This is a genomic window from Acaryochloris marina S15, assembly GCF_018336915.1.
Taxonomy (GTDB): domain Bacteria; phylum Cyanobacteriota; class Cyanobacteriia; order Thermosynechococcales; family Thermosynechococcaceae; genus Acaryochloris; species Acaryochloris marina_A.
On sequence record NZ_CP064923.1, the window covers coordinates 4,335,909 to 4,360,614 of the forward strand.

Annotated in this window: 10 protein-coding genes; 4 read left to right on the plus strand and 6 right to left on the minus strand. The window is 42.9% G+C overall.

The features are described from left to right. The first annotated feature begins 39 nt into the window (after window positions 1–39). Window positions 40–1,773, plus strand: a complete 1,734-nt coding sequence (locus I1H34_RS19835; protein WP_212662688.1) for a R3H domain-containing nucleic acid-binding protein — start codon at window positions 40–42, stop codon at window positions 1,771–1,773. Window positions 1,774–1,859: 86 nt separating this feature from the next. Further along, the gene (locus tag I1H34_RS19840; protein WP_212662689.1) at window positions 1,860–2,510 is read left to right on the plus strand and encodes a transaldolase family protein; all 651 of its coding nucleotides are present in this window, start codon (window positions 1,860–1,862) and stop codon (window positions 2,508–2,510) included. On the opposite strand, the gene I1H34_RS19845 is transcribed toward I1H34_RS19840, so the two are convergent. Further along, window positions 2,507–7,729, minus strand: coding sequence for a sensor histidine kinase (locus I1H34_RS19845; protein WP_212662690.1), 5,223 nt, complete (start codon window positions 7,727–7,729; stop codon window positions 2,507–2,509). The genes I1H34_RS19840 and I1H34_RS19845 overlap by 4 nt on opposite strands. Before the next feature lie 1,769 nt (window positions 7,730–9,498). Here I1H34_RS19845 and I1H34_RS19850 point away from each other — a divergent pair. Beyond that, window positions 9,499–12,177: an NAD(P)-binding domain-containing protein gene (locus I1H34_RS19850; RefSeq protein ID WP_212662691.1), complete on the plus strand. Its 2,679-nt coding sequence runs from the start codon at window positions 9,499–9,501 to the stop codon at window positions 12,175–12,177. Between the two features lie 130 nt (window positions 12,178–12,307). On the opposite strand, the gene speA is transcribed toward I1H34_RS19850, so the two are convergent. From speA to gltB, 5 genes are all read right to left on the minus strand, one after another. Next, window positions 12,308–14,251, minus strand: coding sequence for a biosynthetic arginine decarboxylase (gene speA / locus I1H34_RS19855; RefSeq protein ID WP_249370193.1), 1,944 nt, complete (start codon window positions 14,249–14,251; stop codon window positions 12,308–12,310). A gap of 130 nt (window positions 14,252–14,381) precedes the next feature. After that, window positions 14,382–14,621, minus strand: coding sequence for a hypothetical protein (locus tag I1H34_RS19860; RefSeq protein WP_315874846.1), 240 nt, complete (start codon window positions 14,619–14,621; stop codon window positions 14,382–14,384). A gap of 94 nt (window positions 14,622–14,715) precedes the next feature. Then, window positions 14,716–14,961, minus strand: a complete 246-nt coding sequence (psaC, locus tag I1H34_RS19865; RefSeq protein ID WP_212662693.1) for a photosystem I iron-sulfur center protein PsaC — start codon at window positions 14,959–14,961, stop codon at window positions 14,716–14,718. Between the two features lie 207 nt (window positions 14,962–15,168). Continuing rightward, window positions 15,169–15,870, minus strand: a complete 702-nt coding sequence (locus I1H34_RS19870) for a CAP domain-containing protein (protein ID WP_212662694.1) — start codon at window positions 15,868–15,870, stop codon at window positions 15,169–15,171. 93 nt (window positions 15,871–15,963) lie between these two features. After that, complete coding sequence (gene gltB, locus I1H34_RS19875; protein ID WP_212662695.1) at window positions 15,964–20,595, minus strand: glutamate synthase large subunit; 4,632 nt, start codon at window positions 20,593–20,595, stop codon at window positions 15,964–15,966. A 605-nt stretch (window positions 20,596–21,200) separates the two neighbouring features. Here gltB and I1H34_RS19880 point away from each other — a divergent pair. Then, a complete protein-coding gene (locus tag I1H34_RS19880; protein WP_212662696.1) occupies window positions 21,201–24,671 on the plus strand; it encodes a PAS domain S-box protein in 3,471 nt (1,156 codons plus the stop codon). Window positions 24,672–24,706 lie beyond the last annotated feature (35 nt).

Below are 24,706 nucleotides of genomic sequence, written 5' to 3' on the forward strand. Positions count from 1 at the left end.
TCGCAGCTAGCCCTTTGTTATTTCATTTACTGCAAATTCATGGTTGAACAAGCATCAGGAGAAAACCAGCACATCACCGATAATCTTGAACAATTGCTCGATATTTTGCCCGAGACATTGCGATCTCACCTGCAACAACACCCCCAACGCAGTGTGATGATTGAAGTGGTGATGGATCTGGGTCGCCAACCGGAAGCTCGCTTCCCAGGCCAAGCCGAATATTTATCCACAGAACCCATTAGCCGAGACGATTTAGACTATTGCATTCAACGGGTCAGTCACTTCAGTGGTGATAACCGGGCCGGTATCGAGCGGACCCTACATCGGATTAGCGCCATGCGCAACCGCCAAGGAGAAGTGATTGGCCTCACCTGTCGAGTGGGTCGTGCCGTGTTAGGCACCACTGAAATTATTCGCGACCTCGTGGAAAGTGGTCGTTCAATCCTCATGCTGGGACGCCCTGGTGTCGGTAAAACGACAGCCTTGCGAGAAATTGCTCGGGTCCTAGCCGATGACCTCCTGAAACGGGTCGTTATTATTGACACCTCTAACGAGATTGCCGGGGATGGCGATATTCCCCACCCTGCCATTGGTCGCGCCCGACGGATGCAGGTGGCCCGCCCCGAATTACAACATCAGGTCATGATCGAGGCGGTGGAGAACCACACCCCAGAAGTCATCGTAATTGATGAAATTGGCACCGAATTAGAAGCGGCGGCGGCCCGCACCATTGCTGAACGAGGGGTGCAGTTAATTGGTACCGCCCACGGCAATCGCATCGAAAACCTGCTGAAAAATCCCACCTTATCTGACTTAGTGGGCGGCATTCAGTCTGTCACCCTGGGAGATGATGAAGCTCGTCGTCGGGGCAGCCAAAAAAGTGTGCTAGAGCGGAAAGCTCCCCCGACCTTTGATATTGCTGTCGAAATGTCAGAGCGGTCCCGCTGGATTGTGCATGAAGAAGTCGCCAACACGATTGATAATCTCCTGAGAGGTCGAATTCCCAATCCTCAAGTCCGTACGGTCAGCGATAGCGGCAAGGTCACCATTACCCATGAACTGTCTACTACGCCCATCGCCGAGCCGACCCCCATTGAGTCCGCCCCCAGTGGCTGGCGAGCCTCAGGTCGGATGCAGCCCGTTCCAAATCCCGTTGCTCCAGCCAAAACAGATTTCAATGAGTTTCAAACCCTATTGGATGCATCCTTGCAGCAGCAAGATCAGTATGGCAATACCCTCAATTTCACCGCAGGTCCCAACGGCGAGGATCTGCCCCTCCATGTCTATCCCTATGCCGTCAGTCGGTCTCAACTCGATCAGGTGATTACAACCCTGAATTTACCGATTGTGCTCACCAAGGATATGGATCATGCAGACGTGATCTTTGCCTTGCGATCGCATCTTAAGCATCATTCCAAATTGCGCAATTTAGCCAAGACCCGCCAGGTTCCCATCCACACCGTTAAGTCGAGTACCATTCCTCAAATTGCCAGAGGTCTACGCCGCCTGGTAAATATGGACGATCCAGGCACCCCAGAGCTGGTGGATCTCAAGCTGTTTTCCGGCAGTAATGATGACGATGAGATGGAAGCTCTAGAAGAAGCCAGACTTGCGGTTGAGCAAATCGTTATTCCCAAAAAGCAGCCCGTAGAGTTACTGCCCCGATCTGCCAGCATTCGCAAAATGCAGCATGAGTTGATTGAGCATTACCGTTTGCAGTCTCGCAGTTTTGGCGAAGATCCGAATCGCCGACTTCGGATTTATCCTGCTTAGTTCGGACACTCAGCCTCAAAAACGGGTGGGATAGCACCACCGTTTCAGGTAAGATTCTCTGGCAAGGCTTACTAAGGATTGGCTTAATGTACCTGTTTTTAGACACTGCAGATATTAAGGCCTGGGACTTTTGGCTGAGTAAGGGCTTATTTTATGGGGTCACAACCAATCCCACCTTATTGGAACGAGCACATATCCCTTGCACCCTCGACCAACTCAAAAAGCTAGCTATAGAAGCCTTTCAGCGAGGCGCTCAAGAAATTCATTTACAGACCTGGGGCACTGAAGTTGAAGATTTAGTTCGTCGGGGATGTGCGATCGCAGCCATCGATTCCCGCGTAGTGGTTAAAGTGCCCATTACTTTGGCTGGTACAGAAGCAGCTGCACAGTTAATTCAGCAAGGAATTCGGGTTACTTTGACTGGAGTATATGCCGTTCATCAAGCATTGATTGCTGCAGCCCTTAAGGCTGATTATGCTGCCCCCTATTTGGGGCGAATGACGGATCTGGGGCAAGATGGCAGGCAAGATATCATTTCGATGCAAAGAGGCTTGAATGGTGTCAATAGTTCCACAAAGCTTTTGGTGGCAAGTATCCGAAGTGTTGATGACATCACTGATCTAACTCAGGAAACCCTCGATACGTTTACGGTATCACCTGCGATCGCAGAGCAACTCTTCCAAGTCGATGCAACTATAGATGCTGCACTAGCCTTTGAAAAAGCGGCACAAAATTAATGGGACTCAATTCCTAACGATTCTGCAGTAATGGGTAGTTTGACGATAAAAGTTGTTCCTTGACTAGCAATACTCTCAAAGGTGATCGTCCCTTGGTGAAGCTCTACAGACTTTTTAACAATTGCTAGCCCTAGTCCAGTTCCTTGTATCTGACCAACATTTGTGGCGCGTTGGAAAGATTCAAAAAGATGTGGTTGATCAGATTCAGGAATACCAATTCCCTGATCCTTAATCAAAAATATAACCTCATCATTAGAGAAAGTTACAGTAAAACAAACGATAGAACTTTCTGGAGAGTATTTAATTGCATTAGAAAGCAAATTACTTAGGATTTGTCTCAGTATCTTTTCATCTGAGAAGCAAGTAGTTTGTTTTCCTTCTAAAACATATTCAATGTTTTGACCACGCTTAGTATTCAACTGAAACTCTTCAACTAAGCTACTACAAAAAACTGTGAGATCTATAGATACGGGGTTAAACTCTGTCTTACCTACATCTGCTTTACTAAGGACTAAGACATCATCTAGTAGCCCAGTCATATGTTTCACATTTCTCTGTATACGGTCAAGATAAGAATGCTGCTTCTCCGTTTCCCATCCCTGACCATAATGTTTTATCAATTCCGTCGTCCCCAAAATTGCTGTTAATGGTGTACGAAATTCATGAGATGTCATAGAAATAAAACGAGATTTCAACTCATTGATTTCTCGTTCAGCTTGTTCTCTAGCTTGTGACTTCTGTAAATCTTCATAGAGATATGCATTTTCCAGAGAAATAGCTGCTTGTGTACATAGAATTTTCAGTATTTCAAGATGATCATTTCTAAAAGAGTCATAAGCTGCATTATTCTCCATATAAACCATCCCTACTACAGATGCTTGATTAACTAAAGGAATACAAAGTAAAGACTTGACAGACTTATCAACAAAATATTCATCATTAAAAAAAACAGATTCATTTGAAGAAGTGCTTAATACTATAGATTTTGAAGTGCGGCCAACATAATTAATTATTGACAATGGCAAAACACTGCTATCACACAAACTCACAGATTCTCTAATTGATATTTTATTATCGACAGAAGATGCTTCCAACAAATAATTATCTTCTCTTTTTATAATCAAAAAACCAATTTGTGCCCCTGCATTCAGCATTAATACTTTAATCATTTTTTCAAGAAGATTCTCAAGTACAATCTCTTCTGAAATTGTTTGAGAGGCCTTTAGTATAGATGCTAAATCTAGATCAGTAAGACTAGAAGTAGTAGACAATAAATTCTTAGCTGATTGAGGCTTTAAAAAAAGATTGCTATTAGAATTATCATTAAAAATCGTAGAATAAAGCTTTTGTAAATGTTTCAATTTAGCAAAAGCTCCCCAGTTAAAATATGTATAATATGCTTCTGTTATATACAGTTCTCCTATCTTATTTCTTTCTAATGAAAAGTAATATTCTGCTGCTAATTCATAAGCGATTGCTTCTTCATATTGAAAGCAAGTCTTGTTAACAGCTTTCAGAGCTTTTTCATATAAGTCAGATGCTTTATTATCACCTAGAACTCTTAAAATCTCAGCTTTAACTAAAAAATATTTATGCAAACAGTTACTAGGAGAATTTTTTGACCAGACTTTCAGCTTATCAAGGTTAATATTTGCTTGTCGAAGTACACTTGACTTTGACTTACTGTCTACAGTTTTCAATAAAGCTAAAGCATATATGAAAACATATAAAGGAATATAAGCTATGCCAAGTGCAGTTTCCTCTATTTCAGATGAATACTTAGAATACTTTAATGAAGTACTATAATCATGAAAAATAAAAGACAAAAAAGATTTTGATAAATAAACAGAAAATATCGCTACATTATTTTTCGCATTAACTATTGCTGGAAAATCAACATTCTCATTAAAGCTGTCCCCTTCTAAAAGACAACATTCTTTCTCTTTAAAGGCAAGGTTTACTGCTACTTGCTTCCATAACTTTGCATGAATTAATTGAAATTCTTGTTTTTGCTTTGAGATCAGTTCGATATAATTAGTATGTTCATTAACAACATTACTAATGTTTTCTCCAGCTAAAAATAAATAGCTACAATAAAATGAAGCGCAATGGCATGCATTTTCAGTATCGCCAAATGATAAGCCATAATTTATTCCTTCTTGAAGAGGGGAAAGTGAATGAGTGATATCTTCACACCAATGCCTGATAAAAACATTAAAAACCAGAAAGATTTTTGAGAACTGATCTTTAGCTCCTAACTGTTTAGCTATCTCAATAGCAACCTGACCAAATTGATAGCCACTTACCATTTGATTAAGCTTTCCACATAGAATAACTCCATAGCTAGCATATGCAAAGCTAGATAAACTAGAATTCCCATACTTTAGAGATATATCGACCATCCTAAATATTACTAAAGGGAATAATTTTGGTGAATAGATAAAAATCGCAGGTACTACATTAGTTAAAATTCTCATCGCTGATAGATATTGCTTATTATCCATCTTCTTAATTAGTAAAAGTTGAGATGGCTTTCCGGCTAACATTAGTTTTACTTTAATAAGCAATAAATTTATCAAAATTATAAATTCGGATTCATTCTTGGAAAATTTTACATTAATCTTTTCAAGAAATTCAAATGCTTTTCTAATTGCTATATCCATCCTATTTTGAGCAATATCTGAAAGCACTTGAATTTCAACAATTTTAGCTATATCTAATACATTATTCGAAGATTCAATTACTTTGGTAGAATATTCTTCAACTTTTTCATAGTCTGTCGATAAATATGCAGACTCAACAAATTCAGTATAAATTTCAAGAAAGAGAGAATAACAATTATCCCAAGAGTAATCAGACAAAAAATCCAAACTGATTTGAAAATATATATTCGCAGCTTCATATGAGGTTGATTCTTTTGCTTTCTTGCCAGCAATTAAATTAAGCTCAGAAAGATATAGCCTATTAATATCTTCATCTACTAATGAGACACCATAATTCAATTGATTCACTATATCGAAGATATATGTACTTAAGTCATCTTTCCTCAAATGATTCAATAGGATTTTTCCTATCTTGTAATGAGTTAGTTTTGTTTTAGAAGAAGAAACTGAAGTATAAGCAGCTTGCTGCACCCGATCATGCAAGAATTGGTATTCTACATTCTCTACATCTTCTTGCTTAAATCTAGAAGGTAGATTATTTATAACCAGTGCTAGCTTATACGACTTACTAACCGGCAATATCAATCCACTCTGTAACGCTGGCCATAGCTTTACAACAACATCTTTTGGTTGAGAAGAAGAGACAACTGACAGAAAATTTAAATCAAATTTATTGCCTATACATGATGCAAGATATAAGAGATTTTGAGTATCAGTAGGAAGTTGAAAAATGCTATTTTGCATCAACTCAACTATACTTAGACTAACAAGGTCAAGGTTTTGAACTTTGTTTTCATAGAAACTCCATTTCCCTTCATTAAAATCGAACTTAATTACTTTTTTTTCATAAAAAATCTTAATTAGCTGACTAATATGAAAAGGATTACCTTTTGACATATCAAATATGATTTTAACTAATGGCTCAACGGAAGAATAAGTAAGGTCAAAAGTATCTTCAATAATCTCTTTAACATATTCATTCCCTAAACTTTTTATATTTATATGCTTGATATTGATTTTTAAATTCTCTATATTTTTAATAAAAAATCTTAGGGGGTGTGTTTTAGATATTTCATTATCTCGATAAGATAAGATCATTAAAAGATGACTATCAGAAGCATCTACAAGCAATTCCTCTAAGAACTTAATTGAAGAGAAATCGAACCATTGTAAATCATCTAAAAATACAACAATAGGATGTTCAGATTGTGTAAAAACATTTACAAATTTTTTAAATACTCTTAAATACCGCTTTTGTGACTCTATAGCATTTAGCTCTTTCACTTCTGGTTGAGGCCCAATAATTAGCTCAAGATCAGGAATATTATCAATAATAATATTCGCATTTTCACTGAGTTCTTGAACAAGAATTTCTTTCCAAAAAATGATTTTATGTTCTGGTTCTGAAAGTATTTGCTGAATTAAATTCTGAAAAGCGTTTAGGATGGCTGAGTTAGGAGTATCTCTTTGAAATTGATTTTGTTTCCCCTGTACAAAATACCCTCTATTTGTGATAGCCGATTTATTTAATTCTTGAATTAGACTAGTTTTTCCTACACCTGAATAGCCACTTACAAGAACAACTTCGCCAATTCCTTGAGATATATTATCGAATGACAATAATAGTTCACTCATCTCAAATTTTCTGCCATAAAGTTTTTGTGGCAGAAAAAATTGACTTCTCTTATCTAACTTACCTGGCACAAAACCAAGTACTATTTCACTTCTAATATATTCATTTTTAAACCATTCTAAATCCGACTTCAAACCCAATGCACTTTGATAACGATCTTCTGCATCTTTCTCAATTAATTTCATAATAATGTCTGATATAGGTGAAGGAATACTTTCATCTAGAACTATCGGAGCCTTCGGAGTATCAGACAAATGGGAATAAACCATTTCTAATAAGTCTATTGCTTGAAATGGGCATTGCCCTATGAGTAATTCATAGAACGTTATACCTAAAGAATAAAGGTCAGATCGATGATCAACACAGCGATTCATTCTTCCTGTTTGCTCAGGCGATATATATGCTGGAGTACCTTCTATTGAATAAGAGCTTTCATAAAATGTTACTTCTTGTGGCAAACAAGAAGCAATGCTTAGATCCGTTATTTTAACCTGCTTTGTAACTGGATTAATTAATATATTTGATGGATTTATATCTTTATGAATAATATCTTTTGAATGGAGCTCACTTACAGCTTGAGCTAATTGAGTTGATATTTCAAGAAAATCTTGTAAACCAACTGAATTATTTATAATATATTCTCGTAAAGATATAGAATCAAAATATTCCTTAATCAATAAAGTAGTACTTTTATCACTTTCAATACCAATGACTTTTATAATATTATTTGATGAAACAGTATTTGTAACTTTATATTCATAGTGCAATCGACTTATTTCAGAAAGAGATGGATATTTAGATCTGAGCGTTTTAACAACTACTTGCTTGCCAGACTTTTTCTCAAAACCTTTATAGATAATTATTGACAGCCCACAATATAGTTGTTCTAATAGAATATATTTTCCATCATAATCTAAATGCATATGTCCTCCAGTACTTACTCAATTACTAAATCTATTATTTAAAGATATATATTATTCCTAAAAATATCTTTTTTCATATCTCATTCATGATTTATATATATTATCTTCTCCCATATATCATTTCATTCTTTTATTTCTTGATATCTATAGAGATCTGACGTGAGTTGTGAGACTTATATTTAACCTAAATGGACACTGGTAAAGATTTCAGCCTCTCTACATCTCACGATTGATTTCAGATTGCTATAGATCTTTAAACAGCATCCTTCCCCTTGAATGGAATGAGTCTATTTAGCAATGGATATAAGACACTCGAAGCTGACTGCCTGACATATCTCTGAAAGCCTTTTCCTCGTATGGGTTTGCACTGTAAGAATAGCAACGTTGCCTCCTAAGGCAAGAGAGTTGGTAGTACGGTTTGGTTGCGTTTGACGTGCGAACAATGCCAAAAGTTAGCCTTATACACCCTGCTATTCAGCATCCAAAAGCCACGTATCTAAAAGCTTTGAGGCACTTATGTCAGGCAGTCAGCACTCGAAGACTTGCTGAACACCATGAATAGCTTTGATTTCGCTATTATTCTGCTGAGTTAAGGTTTTCAAATTGATGGTAATCCAAGCCTGATATATATCTGAAAGCCTTTTACTTGTATGGATTTACACTGTGAGAATAGCAACGCTGCCCCCTAAGGTAAAAGAGTTGGTAATACGGTTTGGTTGTGTTTGACGTGCGAACAATGCCAAAAGTTAGCCTTATACCCTGCTATTCAGCACCCAAAAGCTATGTTTCTAAAGGCTTTAAGGTACTTATATCAAGCAGTCAGTATGAAAGCATCTATCGCAAACCAACCCATCAATCTTATAGATAAAATTCTTCTTACCATTTTATCTATGAGCCCCTGACAAATGCATTTTCTATCCATAGAGTTAATAACAAGTTCGTACTATCACTCTGATATCCGGTAACTATCACCATCTATCGCAACAGCATCCACAATGGATACGAACGACCATTAAGCAACCAATAACTTGCTTCACAGCATTGATCTGTTCTTAGATCTCTCAACCATCATTCTATAGGGCCATCTTAGTTTTTTTGCAAATAACTTAAATCAGCCTTGATCAACTTTGGCTCACATCAAAGCTAGATAATTTTCACATATGATGATCCAACTATCGATTCACATAATATAAAGATATTGGCAATTCTATATTGCTCATTCTCATAGCCAATATAATCGAGTATTAAACAAAAAAAGTTTTTAAGATTTGACGTTTAAGATATAAATTTTTTTTGTTGCCTGAAAAGTCTGTATTTGAGTAAGTACAAAAGATATTTCTAAATAGAATACCTATATAAAAACCTTATATTTCACCATATTTACATTGCAGGCTAAACATTATAGTTAATATTTTTTACAAGAAGATTAAAGCTTAACAACTTGTTACAATACTAAGAAGTATCTACGCGTTATTACTTATATCTAGTCAATGCTCATCACTTTCAATACGTATTTTTACTGATGAATCATCAATAGTAATTAGCTTATTCTTTCATATAAGTTCTTAACTATGAGAGCCAAATAAATTTACTTATTCTTGTGTAATTGAATACAATTTTCATGAGCTATTATATCAATTTAAAAATATAAAATTCATGAAATAGTCAGCACTTAATAATTATTAAGATATTCAAGATAAATATTATTAAAAGTGAAATATATATCTTGATCTTCCATAGCCTATCTTTAACTTCAAGGGGATTTAGAAATGCAAGAGATTCTTAGTTTAATCGAAATGCGAAAAAGTATATTTTCAAAATTACCATTCTTTAAATATTTACAAGATGATAGAATTAATCCTAGACAGAGATTAGCTTTTGCTCCATGTGCAGCTCATTTCATAATGAGTTTTGGTGATTTAAATAAGCATATTCTTAGAGTAGAACCAACAAAAGACCCAATTCAGAAATTAGTTAATAAGCATACATATGAAGATGATAATCATTGGGAATGGTTTCTTGAAGACATTGAAAATCTTGGTTTCAATAAAACTCAAAACTTCAGTGATACATTACGCTTTCTATGGAGTAATGAGACAAAAACTCCTAGATGGATTAGCTTAGAATTATATAAGCTAGCTAGCTATGCATCACCTGAGTTAAAGCTAGTAATGATTGAAGCAATTGAGGCTACTGGTAGTATTTTTCTTTCTATTGTTCATACAGTAGCAGATGAGCTACAAAACTCAACCAAGCAGAAATATAAGTATTTTGGAGCACATCACTTTCAAGTTGATTCTAATCATAGTATTGTTTCCAATAGCTCTGAGAACAATCTAGATAAAATCAATTTGTCTCTTGAAGATAAAGAAGAAGCGATTGAAATAGTCAATAAAGTTTTTGATGTTTTCACAGATTTCACAAATGAGCTTTTAAACTTTGCTAAAGACCATAGTCATAAAAGGCTCACATATAGTGAATCAATTATTGAACATGAATATTTAATAATTGGCGGAGGCCCTGCTGGTTTGCAGCTAGGATATTATCTTCAAAAATCTGGAGATGATTACGCGATTTTGGAGGCAGGAAGCTCTCCAGGAACTTTCTTTAAAAAGTACCCTCGCCATCGAAAACTTATATCAATCAATAAAAGAAATACTGGATATAGCGACCCTGAGATAAACTTACGTTGGGACTGGAATTCATTATTGAGTGATAATAAAGATCTGCTATTCAAGAATTATAGTAAAAAATATTTTCCTGATGCTGATTCCCTAGTTAATTATCTAGAAGATTATGCAAATCACTTTTCTCTAAATATTCAATACGGTGTCAAAATCACTCAAATCACTAAAGACAAAAAGTTTATATTAACTGATCATCTTGGAAAAGTTTACTCTTGCAAGCATTTGATAATAGCTACTGGTTGTTCTAAACTTTATCTTCCTGATATACCCGGCATTGAATTAGCTGAGAAATATACTAGCGTATCAGTAAAACCAGACAACTTTGAGAATCAAAGAATTTTAGTTATTGGCAAAGGAAATTCTGCATTTGAAACTGCTGACAATTTAATTGATACTGCAGCAACAATACATATTTGCAGCCCCAATCCAATCTCTATGGCTTGGAAGACCAAGTATGTTGGGCATCTCCGTGCTGTAAACAACAATTTTTTAGATACTTATCAACTTAAATCTCAAAACCTGATTCTTAATGCTCATATTAATAATATCAAGCAAAATGAGCATGGTAAGTTCATCGTCAATGTTTCTTACACCCATGCAAATGGTGAAGTAGAAGATCTCGAATATGATCGGATTATCGCTTGTACTGGTTTCCGCTTTGATGACAGCATTTTTGATAACTCATGTAAACCAAATCTTACGATTAATAATCGTTTCCCTGATCAAACAAGTGCTTGGGAATCTACTAATGTAAAAGATCTATTTTTTGCAGGTATTCTCATGCATATGAGAGACTTTAAAGAGAACCAATCAGGCTTTATTCACGGCTTTAGATACAATATTAAAGCTCTCCACCAAATTTTTGAGCGCCGTTTCCACCACAAAGCCTGGCAGCATCAAAACTTAGAATTAATTCCACAAACATTCACCGATGTAATTCTTAAGCGAGTGAATCAAAGTTCTGCATTATGGCAGCAAACAGGCTTTCTATGTGATGTCATCTTTGTATCCGAAGATCAGCAGCAAGGAAAGTATTACCAAGAAGTTCCTCAAGACTATCTTTTTGACAGTGATTTAGGAAAACACAACCACTACTACACTATTACGTTGGAATTCGGACATGAATACCTAGATGCCTTTCCTGATCCATTCGCCATTGAGCGAGTTCATAAAGATGACATACATAATGCAGAGCAAAGTCCCAGTCTTCACCCCATCATCCGGCGTTATTACCAAGGCAAATTAGTAGCTGAGCATCATATTATCGAAGATATCGCCAGTGAATGGAAAGAAGAGGTACATATTCAACCACTGTTAAAGTTTATGACTGAGCAGCTAAACGACTCCCAAGGAATCGGTACTCATCTTCTTGCGGCAGGACTGCTCACGTCAGAGCAGTTGGAAGTCGCCTTAGCGGAACAAGAACTGGAAACATCAGCTCGTTTAGGAGATGTTATACAAAAACGGGGTTGGGTACAAAAACGAACCATTCAATTTCTATTGCATCAAGTCAACAATACGTTGGTTGATAATCCAGAACTTAGCGCCTGTGCTCAGTTGGGAGCAAATCTAGTTGAAGCAGGCTTAGTAACATCAACACAAGTTGACGAGGCATTACTAGAACAGCAAATCTCGAACAAACGCTTAGGAGAAATTTTGGTAAACCACGGCTGGGTAACTCCACAAACCGTTGAATACATGATGAAGCATCTCTCCCAGGCAAACGTTACTGTTCAGCCTGAAGTCGCTGTACTGAATTAAATTAACTCATTCTTTCCTTTGAATGATGACCTTTCCTCCATATTTCTTTGGAGGAAAGGTCTATTTTGAATGAGTCGATGTTGCAAGCTGAGGACAAGCCAAAGTCTTCATTGCAACATTTTAATTGGTCTTAAGACTTGAGATAGGTATAGCCTCTGAGACTACGCTCATAATTTTTTAGGAGAAGTTGGGCTTCTGGTAATGTGATGTGCTGTTCTTGCAATGCGGCTTCAGACTGTTTCCGAATTTCTTCTATCAGATCATCAGCGTCATATTGGACATATTCCAGTACCTCGGTGATCGTGTCGCCCTTGACCACATGGGCAATGTGGTACCCCATCGGGGTTAGATCAATATGAACGACATTGGTATCACCAAATAAATTATGGAGATTGCCCATGACCTCTTGATAAGCCCCATTTAGAAACATCCCTAAGTAATAGGGTTCATTGGGCTTTAAGGTATGTAGTTCCAGGATTGGTTTTGTGTCGCGAGAGTAGATAAATTGATCGATTTTGCCATCACTATCGCAGGTGAGATCGACGAGAGTGCCCCTTTGAGTTGGCTCTTCTTCAAGACGGTGAATCGGCATAATCGGAAATAGCTGACCAATTGCCCAGGTATCGGGGGCAGATTGAAAAACAGAAAGATTGGTGTAATACAGTGACGCCATCCGACGTTCGAGATCTTCTAAGTCAACGGCAACGTCATCGTCTTGCCGTGCGATCGCAAGTATCTTCTGACAACAGGCCCCACATAATCGCTCTACCCTGGCCCGCCCCTGCAGACTCAGATAGCCAAACCCAAACAGACTAACCGCTTCTTCCTTGAACTGCAAAGCATCATGATAGGCTTCCTGATAGTTCTCGGCATCAATAGTTTGATAGGTTTCCCAGAGATTCCGAATAATCAGATGTTCATCAGCTTGGGCCGGTTCTGGCGTCAGGTCTAGGGTTTCACTACTACCCAACACATTCATAATCAGCACAGACTGGTGAGAGGCGATGGCTCGCCCACTTTCACTCACCAATGTGGGCACGGAGATATCCGCTTCAGCACAGGCTTCTTTAACCTCGGCAACCACATCATTGGCATAGTTCTGCATGTTGTAGTTTTTAGACGCTGCCGAGTTGCTTTTCGATCCGTCGTAATCAACCCCTAGGCCACCGCCCACATCCAAGAACTTCATGTTGGCTCCTAATCGGGCCAGCTCGACATAGATTTGGCTGGCTTCCCGCAGGGCATCTTTGATCACACTGATGGCTGAGATTTGAGAGCCAATATGGAAATGGAGCAATTGTAAGGAATCAAGTAGATTAGCGACCCGCAGATGCTCAATGGCAGCCACGACTTCTGGAATGTTGAGACCGAATTTGGCGCGATCCCCCGCACTCGTTCCCCATCGACCAATTCCCTTGGCACTGAGCTTGGCCCGCACCCCCAAAATGGGCTGAATCTGAAGCCGACGGCTGGCTTCGATCACTAGATCCACTTCTTCTAATTGTTCAATGACAATAATCGCCTGATGCCCCAAACGCTGGGCCAGCATGGCGGTTTCGACATATTCCAAATCTTTATAGCCATTGCAAATCAGCAATGCACCTGGGGTTTTAAGGGAGGCAATGGCAATTAGTAATTCCGGTTTGGAACCTGCCTCTAATCCAAACTGGTGGGGCTGACCAAAGCGAACTAGATCTTCGACTAGATGACGCTGTTGGTTACACTTGACGGGAAAAACCCCTCGGTAGCGCCCCGGATAGCTGTAGCGTGCGATCGCTTTAGCGAAACAGGCATTTAAGCGCTCAATTCGATCCGCCAAAATGTCTGAAAACCTGATCAGCAAAGGAGCATGGATATCTCGCTGCTGCAGGGACTGGACTAGCTCATACAGGTCTAAAGAGCCCCCTCGATCGGCTTTGGGCGATACCGTCACATGGCCTGCTGCATTAACGGAAAAATAGGGTTCTCCCCACCCCCGAATCCGGTAGAGTTTTTCGCTTTCCTCAATCGACCAAGCAACCGCTGAGTCTGCTTCAAGGCTATCTTCTGGAGGCGATAGATGTTCTGGACGCATCGATGCTGTTGGCGGACTACTATTACTCAACTCTGCCGCTAGGGTTTGAGGAATTTTGGTAGCCTTATCTTCACGGTTTCGACCGTTTTCCATGCTGTTTGCCTATGCGCGACCCGACACTTCAGACATCTTAGCTGAGTTTCAGGGCGCAGGCGGGAACATCATCCCAGGACTCCACGGTTCTCAAACGGGCCACCCATCCTGCTTGCTTTTGATACTCCGTCAAATTGTCTTGAAAAGAAGTGTGGCAGTCTTGGGCATGTTGGGCATCACAACAGGCAATACAGGCATACATTAACCCAGCCGGATCGAGCTGTTCATTTACCCAAATCGTCTTTGATTGGCTCATATCGTCCGCCGTCAAATCCATAGCTAAAACACGAAAAGAGGAAGCCGAGGCTCCCTCTTTTTAAAAATGCAACACAGCAAAATTGACTCAAGATTTACGATGAAAGCGAAAACGCTTAGTAAGCCAAGCCCATGCTGCGCGATGTTTCTGCACCTAGATAAACCCGAATGCTCAAGAAGTCGGTGGGGCAAGCCGTTTCGCAACGCTTACAACCCACACAGTCTTCTGTGCGGGGAGATGAGGCAATTTGACCAGCCTTACATCCATCCCAGGGAACCATTTCGAGAACATCAGTCGGGCAGGCGCGGACACACTGGGTGCATCCAATGCACGTGTCATAAATTTTGACTGTGTGAGACATTGAATAAGAGCTCCAAAAAATAATTGACGTTAACAGGCGTCTGCTAGCGTCGGGTGCTTTTCAAAGACAACTGTATAGTCAAGGATCCTATAACGAGTTTAGTTTACAGCAGTGCATTTGCCACTTCGACAAAAATGAGAGGAAACTTCAAACAATGTTACTTAACGAAAGTCTCTCTAAGCCTTCTATCTAGACTCTTTGTATCCCTCAAGGCCGCCGAATAAACAGCTGTGTGAAGAAATATTCTTCGCCCTGACGCACTACACCTACTCCCGTATCGGTCACTTCGGCCCGAAGCATATTCCGCCGATGACCTGGGCTATCCAACCATCCTTTAATGGCAATGGATACCGGATCCGGTGCATTATCATTCAGGGCCAAGTTTTCGGCTACTAAATTGAACGGCACCCCTGCATTTAATAATCGTTCCAAAGCCGTATTGCCCTGGGGGTCCGCATGACTAAAGAAGTTATGGTCCGCCATATTCCGGCTATGCTGACGGGCCACATGGGCGACGTTTGCATTCCACTGCAGGGGCTGTAAACCATAGGACTGGCGAATATCATTGACTTCTGCATAAATCAGTTGAGAGAAGTTCCCTTGGGCACCCACTATGGGATTAGGCCTTGATTTCTGAGGCGGGATGGGGGCGGGGACTTCTAGTACGGGTTCAGGCCCAGGCCGGGGCACTGACTGCCGCCGTCGCGGCTGCCGACGGATCGTAGGGGCTTGGCGGGGCATTTTGCAGTCAAACGGGGTAGGAAACGGCAGCTTAATGGGCAGAGAGATACAGCCCATTAGCAACCAGGACAATGACTTCTTAAAAGCCGGCTGTAGGCGTTTTTTCTGGTCTTCAACCTCAAAAGGGTCAGACGCCGTCAGGGCCAGAGACAAGCTGGACTTAGCCATAGGAGTGGGTCACACGCAACGGTGATGAGTTGGGGATTATTGTACCGAATAAACCCTGCACTCCACTGGCAGATTGCCAAACCTTATGCCCACTTAAGCTGACGTCAACATTTTTTCCGGTGCACCTTCCCTCACTTCAGCTCGCTCTGCTTCTGAGGGGGGAACCACCTGCCAAAACTGTGGTAGATACTCGGACCAATGCTCCAAAAGGTCTTTGCCTTTGGGGCTGCCCGTATGGTCCACATGGGTTTGGATCAGAGCCTTTAACTGCTGGGCACCTGCCTCAGTATTGACTCGTTGAATTTGGACAATCTCTGGGTTGACCTTGGTGGGGAAACTGCCGTCTTCATCCAAGAAGTAGGCCAGTCCACCGGTCATGCCCGCACCAACATTGCGACCTGTCTCACCGAGGACGACCACGACACCACCCGTCATATATTCACAGCAATGATCACCCGATCCTTCAATCACCGCTTGGCCTTGAGAATTGCGTACAGCAAATCGCTCTCCAGCCTTACCGTTGGCATAGAGGGTGCCCCCTGTCGCGCCATAGAGGCAGGTATTGCCGATTATCACATTGTCAGCAGCGGCATAGGTGGCTGCCGGTGAGGGTTTAATGGTTATTTCTCCCCCGTGCATCCCTTTCCCCACAAAGTCATTGGCTTCTCCCACTAAGTTGAGGGTCATATTGGGTAAGGTGAAGGCCCCAAAGCTCTGGCCCGCACTGCCTTCAAAGGTGAGATTCAGTTGGCCGGTGAATCCCGTATTGCCGTATTGTTTTGCGATCGCACCTGCAATCCGTGCCCCCACACTCCGATCCGTATTCACAACTCCCACGGTTTTAGCCACAGCCGTTTGATTTCGGAGCGCTTGCTGAATCTCAGGGCTCTGCAATAGCTCGTCATCCAGAACGGGACCATTGGTATGAACAGGTCCATGATCCAGCCAACTGCGGTCTGTGCGGGTATCAGGAAGCTGGGTCAGGCAATCTAAATTTAGCTGAGCCGTTTTTGTCAGCTGAGCGTCTTCCCGCACCTGCAATAAATCGGCTCGACCAATCAGTTCATTCAGAGAGTGATACCCCAAATGAGCCAATAGTGTTCGCACTTCTTCCGCAATAAAGTAGAAAAAGTTAACTACATTCTCTGGAAGCCCTGTGAAGCGCTGGCGCAGTTTTTCTTGCTGAGTAGCCACCCCCACCGGGCAGTTATTGGTATGGCAGATGCGGGCCATAATACAGCCCTCGGCAATCATGGCAATGGAACCAAAGCCATATTCCTCTGCTCCCATCAAGGCCGCCATCAGCACGTCCCATCCGGTTTTGAGGCCCCCATCGGCTCGGAGGATAACGCGATCGCGCAGTTGGTTCACCATCAAGGCCCGATGCACTTCTGTTAGCCCCAGTTCCCAGGGACTGCCCGCATGTTTAATCGAACTTAAAGGAGAGGCTCCAGTACCCCCATCATGGCCGGAGATTTGGATGACATCCGCATTGGCTTTAGCCACTCCAGCGGCAATCGTACCAATGCCAATTTCTGCCACTAGTTTGACAGAGACTTTGGCTTGGGGATTAATCTGATGTAGATCAAAAATCAGCTGGGCCAGATCTTCAATGGAGTAAATATCGTGGTGAGGTGGGGGCGAAATCAGCGTTACCCCCGGCTTGGAGCGGCGCAGCATGGCAATATAGGGACTGACTTTTTTCCCTGGGAGCTGTCCCCCTTCACCCGGTTTTGCCCCTTGGGCCAGCTTAATTTCAATTTGCTGGGCGTTCATGAGATATTCCGGGGTGACCCCGAACCGCCCCGATGCCACCTGTTTAATCCCGGAGCTGGCCGTATCGCCATTGCGCAGCCCCTGTAAGTGGGGCAGCACGGCTGACTTGCCCTTGGCATCCACATCGGAGAGCACCTTAAACCGCACCGTATCCTCGCCGCCTTCACCGGAATTAGACTTGGCTCCCATGCGGTTCATGGCAATGGCCAAGACTTCATGGGCCTCGCGGGACAAGGCTCCTAAGGACATACCGCCTGTGCAAAAACGTTTGACGATATCTTCTACAGACTCCACTTCGGTTAGGGGTATTGCGGTGCGATCGCTCTTAAAATCCAATAAATCTCGTAGGGCCGTCACAGGTCGACTAAGCAACTGCTGCTTGTAGACCTGGTAATGGTCATAGTCCTTATCGGCCACTGCTTTATGCAGGGCTTTTGACATATCCGGGTTGTTCATGTGGTATTCACCCCCGGGACGGAACTGGATAAAGCCAAAGTTTTCTAGCTTTTTCATATCCAGCTCGGGGAAGGCTTTTTGGTGGAAAGCCATCGTTTCCTGAGCCAGTTCAGCAATGGTCAGTCCCCCCACCCGAGAGGTGGTGCCAGCAAATCCTAGCTCTAGCAACTCCGGTCCAATGCCAATCCCTTCAAAAATCTGAGCGCCTTGATAGCTAGAAATTAGGGAAATCCCCATCTTGGAAAGAATCTTCAGTAAGCCCGCTTCCACGGCTTTACGGTAGTTACTTTGGGCACCACCAATGGTCATGGCCGGAATTTTACCCCGAGCCATTAGCTTTTGAGTCCGCTCATCTGACCACCAGTGACGGACAGATTCGAAAGTTAAATAGGGACAAATGGCTGCCGCACCAAATCCGATGAGACAAGCAAAATGATGGGTACTCCAGCATTGAGCCGTTTCCACGACAAGGGAAGCTTGCAGGCGAATCTCTTGCTTGACTAAATGCTGATGGATCGCCCCCACGGCTAGCAAGGGTGGGATATAGCTATAGTCAGCATTCAGCCAGGTGGCCTCCCCAGTGGGCGTATGGCGATCGCTAATCACTAGAATTTGCTGTCCTGCCTGAACGGCAGCGGTGGCCTGCTCACACAGAGACTGCACGGCGGTGGCTAAGCCTTCCGGACCATGGCTGAGGGGGAATAAGGTGGAGAGGGTTTGCACCCCAAAGTCAGAGGCCCGAATCTCACTCAATTCCGTTTCGTTAATCACCGGAGAATTGAGCTTAATCAGACGGGCGGCTTCTGGATCATGGTCGAGCAAATTGCGGCGACGACCCAGGAGGGTCACCAAGGACATGACTAGCTTTTCCCGTAGGGGGTCAATGGCGGGGTTGGTGACTTGGGCAAATCGTTGCTTAAAGTAGTCGTAGAGCACGTGGGGGCGCGACGACAAAATCGATAGGGGAATATCATCTCCCATACAGAAGGTGGGTTCCTTGCCATCCTTGGCCATGGCCTGCACCACCATTTCCACGTCTTCTAGGGAAAAGCCATAGGCCACCTGCTGCTGAAAACAGGTTTGGAGTTCGGCCTGGGGCGCTTCGGGAAAAGGTTGTTCCGTGAGGGGTTGGCGATGGGATCGCAACCAGTCTCCATAGGGATGTTCGGCGGCGACTTGGGCTTTAATCTCCCAGTTGGTCTGCACTTGGTGGGTCGTTAAATCCACCGCAATCATATGGCCCGGACCTAAGCGCCCCTTGGTAACAATCTCTGCCTCGGAAATGGGTATCGCTCCGGCTTCTGAGGAGACATACACGGTGCCATCCTGAGTAGTGCAGTAGCGAGCCGGTCGCAGTCCATTCCGATCTAAGGCCGCTCCCACAACTTTGCCGTCGCTAAAAGCCAACAAAGCTGGACCATCCCAGGCTTCCTGGAGACCACTGTAGTATTCATAAAAATCGACGATTTCCGGGTGATCCGCTAGGGCAGGCTGATTACGATAGGCTTCCGGCACCAACATCATCAGCGCTTCTTGGGGACTGCGCCCGGACTGCACTAGCAGCTCTAGCGTCTTGTCCAAATTGGCTGAATCGCTGGCGTTCGGATTCACCAGGGGGCGCAGCTCGTCAAACTGGTCTTGCCAATGGGGATGGCTCAGGGCTGATTGGCGGGCCGCCATCCATTTGACGTTGCCGAGCAAGGTATTGATTTCCCCGTTATGGCCCAAAAAGCGCATGGGCTGGGCAAGGGGCCACTTGGGTAAGGTATTGGTACTAAATCGACGATGGTATATAGCAAAGGAACTGATATAGTCCGGGTTCTGCAAATCCCCATAGAAGGTCCCCAGGATTTCTGACCGCACCATGCCTTTATAAATAATGGTGCGATGGGACAAAGAACAGAAGTAAAACTCTTGCGCCCATTCTGCCTGGGTTTCAGATACCGCTTTCTCGATCTGCTTGCGCACTAAATAGAGCTGGCGTTCCAGTTCATCACCCCGTAGATGGGGCGAGACCAGAAACACCTGCTCAATATCGGGCTGATTGGCGCGGGCTTGTTCGCCTAGAAGGTCAGGCTTAATGGGTACGGGTCGCCATCCTAGGACTTGGAATTGGGCTGCGATCGCAACCTCTTCCACCCTCTGTTTACATTGAGCCAATGCCCCTGCATCGGCGGGCAAAAACACCATCCCCACTCCCACCTGTTCTGTATCCGGTAGAGTTTGACCTTGAGTAGACCACCATTGTTGAAAGAGCTGCCAGGGAATTGCCGTCAGAATTCCGGCCCCATCCCCAGAGTCTCGGTCGGCGCTACATCCTCCTCGATGCTCTAGGCAGGTCAACCCAGTTAACGCTTGCTGAATCAAATCATGATTGGCTTGGGGACGGGCAATAAACCCAACTCCACAGGCATCCCTTTCTTCCACGAGCCAAGGCTGTCCAGGAAAAATAGAAGCGGAGGAGGACTTAAGCACATTCAAAGTATCAGTCATGATCGGGTTCAATAAATAAGGAGGGAAAATATAGCTGTACTTCCGTAAGTTGCAGCCCAAAAAGGTGTTCAGCAGATTGCCTTCAATCCCAGTAGTACATAAGCAACTGGGTAAAAAATGTATCTTGTGTAACCAACAGATAAGAGGCACCACATAGAAGTATCGGATAACACCCATACCTTTAGGCACTCAAGACCATCTCACTACTGTCGATACGGAGTGTGAGACTTGAAATCTAAAGTTGTATATCTGAAGGAATTAGATCTTAACGCAAAACTAGACCTAGCTATTGTTCCCACTCCGCAACCATTCAGTGAGAGCATCCCGCTTCTTCTCACTCAACAAAGTGACCCCATAGAACCTGAATAGCGTCCAGGCAAATCCTTGATGAGTGAGAAGAAGAAGAAATGGAATAGACCCTCAAAATCATCAAGATCAATAGCTATTAGCATTCTTGCTGAATAAGCTAGAGTTTCATAGATAATTTCTCCAGAAATTTTTGGTTAAATGGCTTCTAAATTGGGAATTCTTTGATTTAAGTATGTCTGCAATACATCATTTTCTTGATAGCAGGAGAAAATTAACTCAATATTGCGAATAAGCCTGTGACGATTCAATTACAACAGTCGATAGCTTGGCAACAAGCCATTCTCGATAGTGCTGACTTCATTATTATTGCGACCGATCCTGCAGGGATTATTCAAACTTTCAATGCAGTGGCTCTGCGCACCCTTGGCTATCAGCCTGAAGAGATCATCGGCAAAGTGACTCCCGCGCTCATCCATGACCCTCAAGAAATTGAACAACAAGCTCAACAGCTCTCCCAGGAACTCGGATATACCCTTGAACCAGGGTTTGAAGTCTTTGTGGCCAAAGCTCGATTGGGCATTGCTGACGAAAACATCTGGACGTATATCCGTAAAGATCAGAGCCGTTTTCCGGTTCGCTTATCTGTCACTGCGGTGCATGATGAGACTGGCAAATTGACTGGTTTTTTAGGGATTGGCAAAGATCTCAGCCAGCAACAAAAGATTGAACAGTCCTTAGTGGAGAGTGAAGCTCGATTTTTAGGCGCTTTTCAATATGCAGCCATTGGCATGGCTTTGGTTTCGCCAACAGGGCATTGGCTCAGAGTAAATCCATCTGTTTGTAGCATTGTCGGCTATTCAGAATCAGAATTGCTGGCATTGACCTTTCAAGAAATCACCCACCCCGATGATTTGGCATCAGATCTGACCTATGTTGAGCAATTGCTAGCAGGTGAGATTGACACTTACCAGATGGAGAAGCGATATATCCATAAACAAGGTCATGAAGTCTGGATTTTACTGAGCGTTTCTCTGGTGCGGGATAACGAGGGGCAACCCCTCTACTTTATTTCTCAAATCCAAAATATTAATCAACGCAAGCAGGCTAAAGCAGCCTTACAGCAATTAAATAAACAGTTAGAACAACTCGTCCATGAGCGGACGACCCAACTGGAACTGGCTTTTAATCAGCTGAAAGCATCCGAGGCAAACTACCAAGATCTATATGACAACGCCCCTGATATGTATGCATCTGTAGATGCTCAATCTCATCAGGTATTGCAATGCAATAAGACGTTATGCCATGCCTTGGACTTGAATAAAGAAGACATTCTCAATGGATCTATATTTTCTCTGTACCACCCAGATTGCCACCCTGAAGCAGAGAAAGCATTTAATACTTTTGCTGAAACCGGAACAGTCCAAGATGCTCAATTACAGCTCAACCGCCAAGATGGCAGCAAGCTAGACGTTAGTCTCAATGTACGGGCCGTTCGAGATTCAGAGGGCAATATTCTCCATAGCCGTTCTAGTTGGCGAGATATTACTGAACGCAAACAATTAGCAGCCCAGTTGCGCCAGGTCAATACTGAACTCGAGCAACGAGTAGAAGAGCGAACCAATGCATTATTGATCACGAATCAAAGATTAGAGCAGGAAATTCAGGAACGACAACGGGCAGAAGTTGAGCTCCGAACCATGAACGACCAGTTAGAAATCTTGGTTCAGCAACGGACTGCCGAGTTACAGAAATCTGCCGAACGAGAACAAGCCTTCTCTGGCATCATCCAACGTATGCGGCAAACTTTGGAATTACAAACCATTTTTGCCGATACAACCGAGGAATTAAGACGCGTTATTGCTTGCGATCGCACCTTGGTCTACCAATTTAAATCCGATTGGACTGGCACATTAGTCGCTGAATCCGTGAGTCAGGACAGCCCTTCAATTATCGCGCTAAAAGCCCAAAAGGCAGGATCACGAACGGTAGATATTACACCACCATCAGGGCTTAAACAGATCCTTGGCCAGAATTATCAATATGATGTTGCCTTGGGAAAACACAGTCAGAATGTAACCTGTCGAACCATCACAGATATCAAAGAGGTTGGCTTTGATCCTTATACACTCAAAGTTTTAGAGCGGTTAAATATTCAAGCTTATCTGGTCGTTCCCATCGTCGATGGCTCTCATCTATGGGGACTGCTCATCGCCACTCAAAATACCGCGCCTTGCTTGTGGAGCCCATCCGCGATTCAAATCATGACGCAAGTCGGCACGCAGCTAGGGGTTGCCGTTCAGCAAGCAGAGTTATTAGCCCATTCTCAAAAACAGGCCAAGGCTCTAAAAAAAGCAAAAGAGGAAGCGGAAAGAGCCAGTCGGGCGAAGAGTAACTTTTTGAGCCACATGAGTCACGAACTGCGCACACCCTTGAATGCCATCCTGGGCTATGCCCAACTGATGCAACACTCTACCCTGTTATCTGCCCAACATACCCAGTATGTCAAAACGATTAATCGCAGCGGAAAACACCTCCTCACCTTAATTAATGATGTGCTGGAGATGTCTAAAATCGAGGCCGGACAACTGTACCTCAATCAGTCAAGTTTTGATCTATATAACCTGCTCTCTGAATTAGAAGAGATGTTTAGTCTCAAAGCCTCTCTTAAGCAGCTTCAAGTTTCATTCCAAGGCCAATCCCTGGTGCCTCGATATATTCAGGCCGATCAAAATAAGCTGCGCCAGGTCTTGATTAACATTCTGGGTAATGCGATTAAATTTACTCAGCAAGGGCAGATCAATCTTTGCATCTCTGTAGCCAGAGAGTCGCTGTTTTTTACCATCACGGATACCGGACCCGGAATCGATGCGGCCAGTTTAGATAAACTATTTCATGCTTTTGAGCAGGGCAATATTGGCTTGCAATCTAGAGAAGGAACTGGGCTAGGACTCAGTATTAGCCAAAAATTTGTCACCTTAATGGGTGGACAACTCACGGTTACCAGTCAAGAAGGACAAGGCTCAACCTTTACCTTCCATATTCCTTTAACCATTGCTGATGAAACAGTGTTAGATCAGGACCATGACCATACCTTTCAGACGGTCAATTTGGCTCCCAATCAACCGGATTTCCGCATATTAGTCGTTGATGATGAACAAACCAACCGCAAACCCTTGGCAGAATTGCTGAGTTTGATCGGTTTCTCAGTGCAAGAGGCGTCCAATGGTCAAGCTGCCATAACCATCTGGGAAACCTGGCAACCCCATTTAATTTGGATGGATATGCAGATGCCAGAGATGGATGGCTGCCATGCCACGCGACTGATCAAAGCCACTCCACAAGGGCAAAACACGGTTGTTATCGCCTTGACCGCAAGTGTGTTTGAAGAGAACAAGCAAAAGATTCTAGAGGCAGGCTGTAATGATTTTGTCCGTAAGCCTTTTCGGCAAAATGAGGTTTTAGAAAAAATAACAAAATATCTCGGAGTGCAATATGTTCCAGTCGTTCACGACTCACATCCTGATGAACAGGGACAAGAGTTGCCGACTCGGTCCGAGCAGTTGAACATAGACCAACTCAGGGTAATGCCGACTGCATGGCTTGAGGAAGTCAGGCAGCGGGCCCACCAGGGCAATGATCTTCTCCTGCTGAAATTGATCCAGCAAATCCCACCTGAACATCAGACCATAGCTGACGATTTGACCTGCTTGGTCGAGAATTACCAATTTGAGCAATTGGCACAATTAGCGAAGTTTCCCCAGCCCTAAATCCATTCACCCGTTCCACATACAAAAGGCACACC

Coding starts and splice junctions, on each gene's coding strand:
- I1H34_RS19835 (WP_212662688.1), top strand. CDS start 40: ATGGTTGAACAAGCATCAGGAGAAAACCAGCACATCACCGATAATCTT.
- I1H34_RS19840 (WP_212662689.1), top strand. CDS start 1,860: ATGTACCTGTTTTTAGACACTGCAGATATTAAGGCCTGGGACTTTTGG.
- I1H34_RS19845 (WP_212662690.1), bottom strand. CDS start 7,729: ATGCATTTAGATTATGATGGAAAATATATTCTATTAGAACAACTATAT.
- I1H34_RS19850 (WP_212662691.1), top strand. CDS start 9,499: ATGCAAGAGATTCTTAGTTTAATCGAAATGCGAAAAAGTATATTTTCA.
- speA (WP_249370193.1), bottom strand. CDS start 14,251: ATGCGTCCAGAACATCTATCGCCTCCAGAAGATAGCCTTGAAGCAGAC.
- I1H34_RS19860 (WP_315874846.1), bottom strand. CDS start 14,621: ATGGATTTGACGGCGGACGATATGAGCCAATCAAAGACGATTTGGGTA.
- psaC (WP_212662693.1), bottom strand. CDS start 14,961: ATGTCTCACACAGTCAAAATTTATGACACGTGCATTGGATGCACCCAG.
- I1H34_RS19870 (WP_212662694.1), bottom strand. CDS start 15,870: ATGGCTAAGTCCAGCTTGTCTCTGGCCCTGACGGCGTCTGACCCTTTT.
- gltB (WP_212662695.1), bottom strand. CDS start 20,595: ATGACTGATACTTTGAATGTGCTTAAGTCCTCCTCCGCTTCTATTTTT.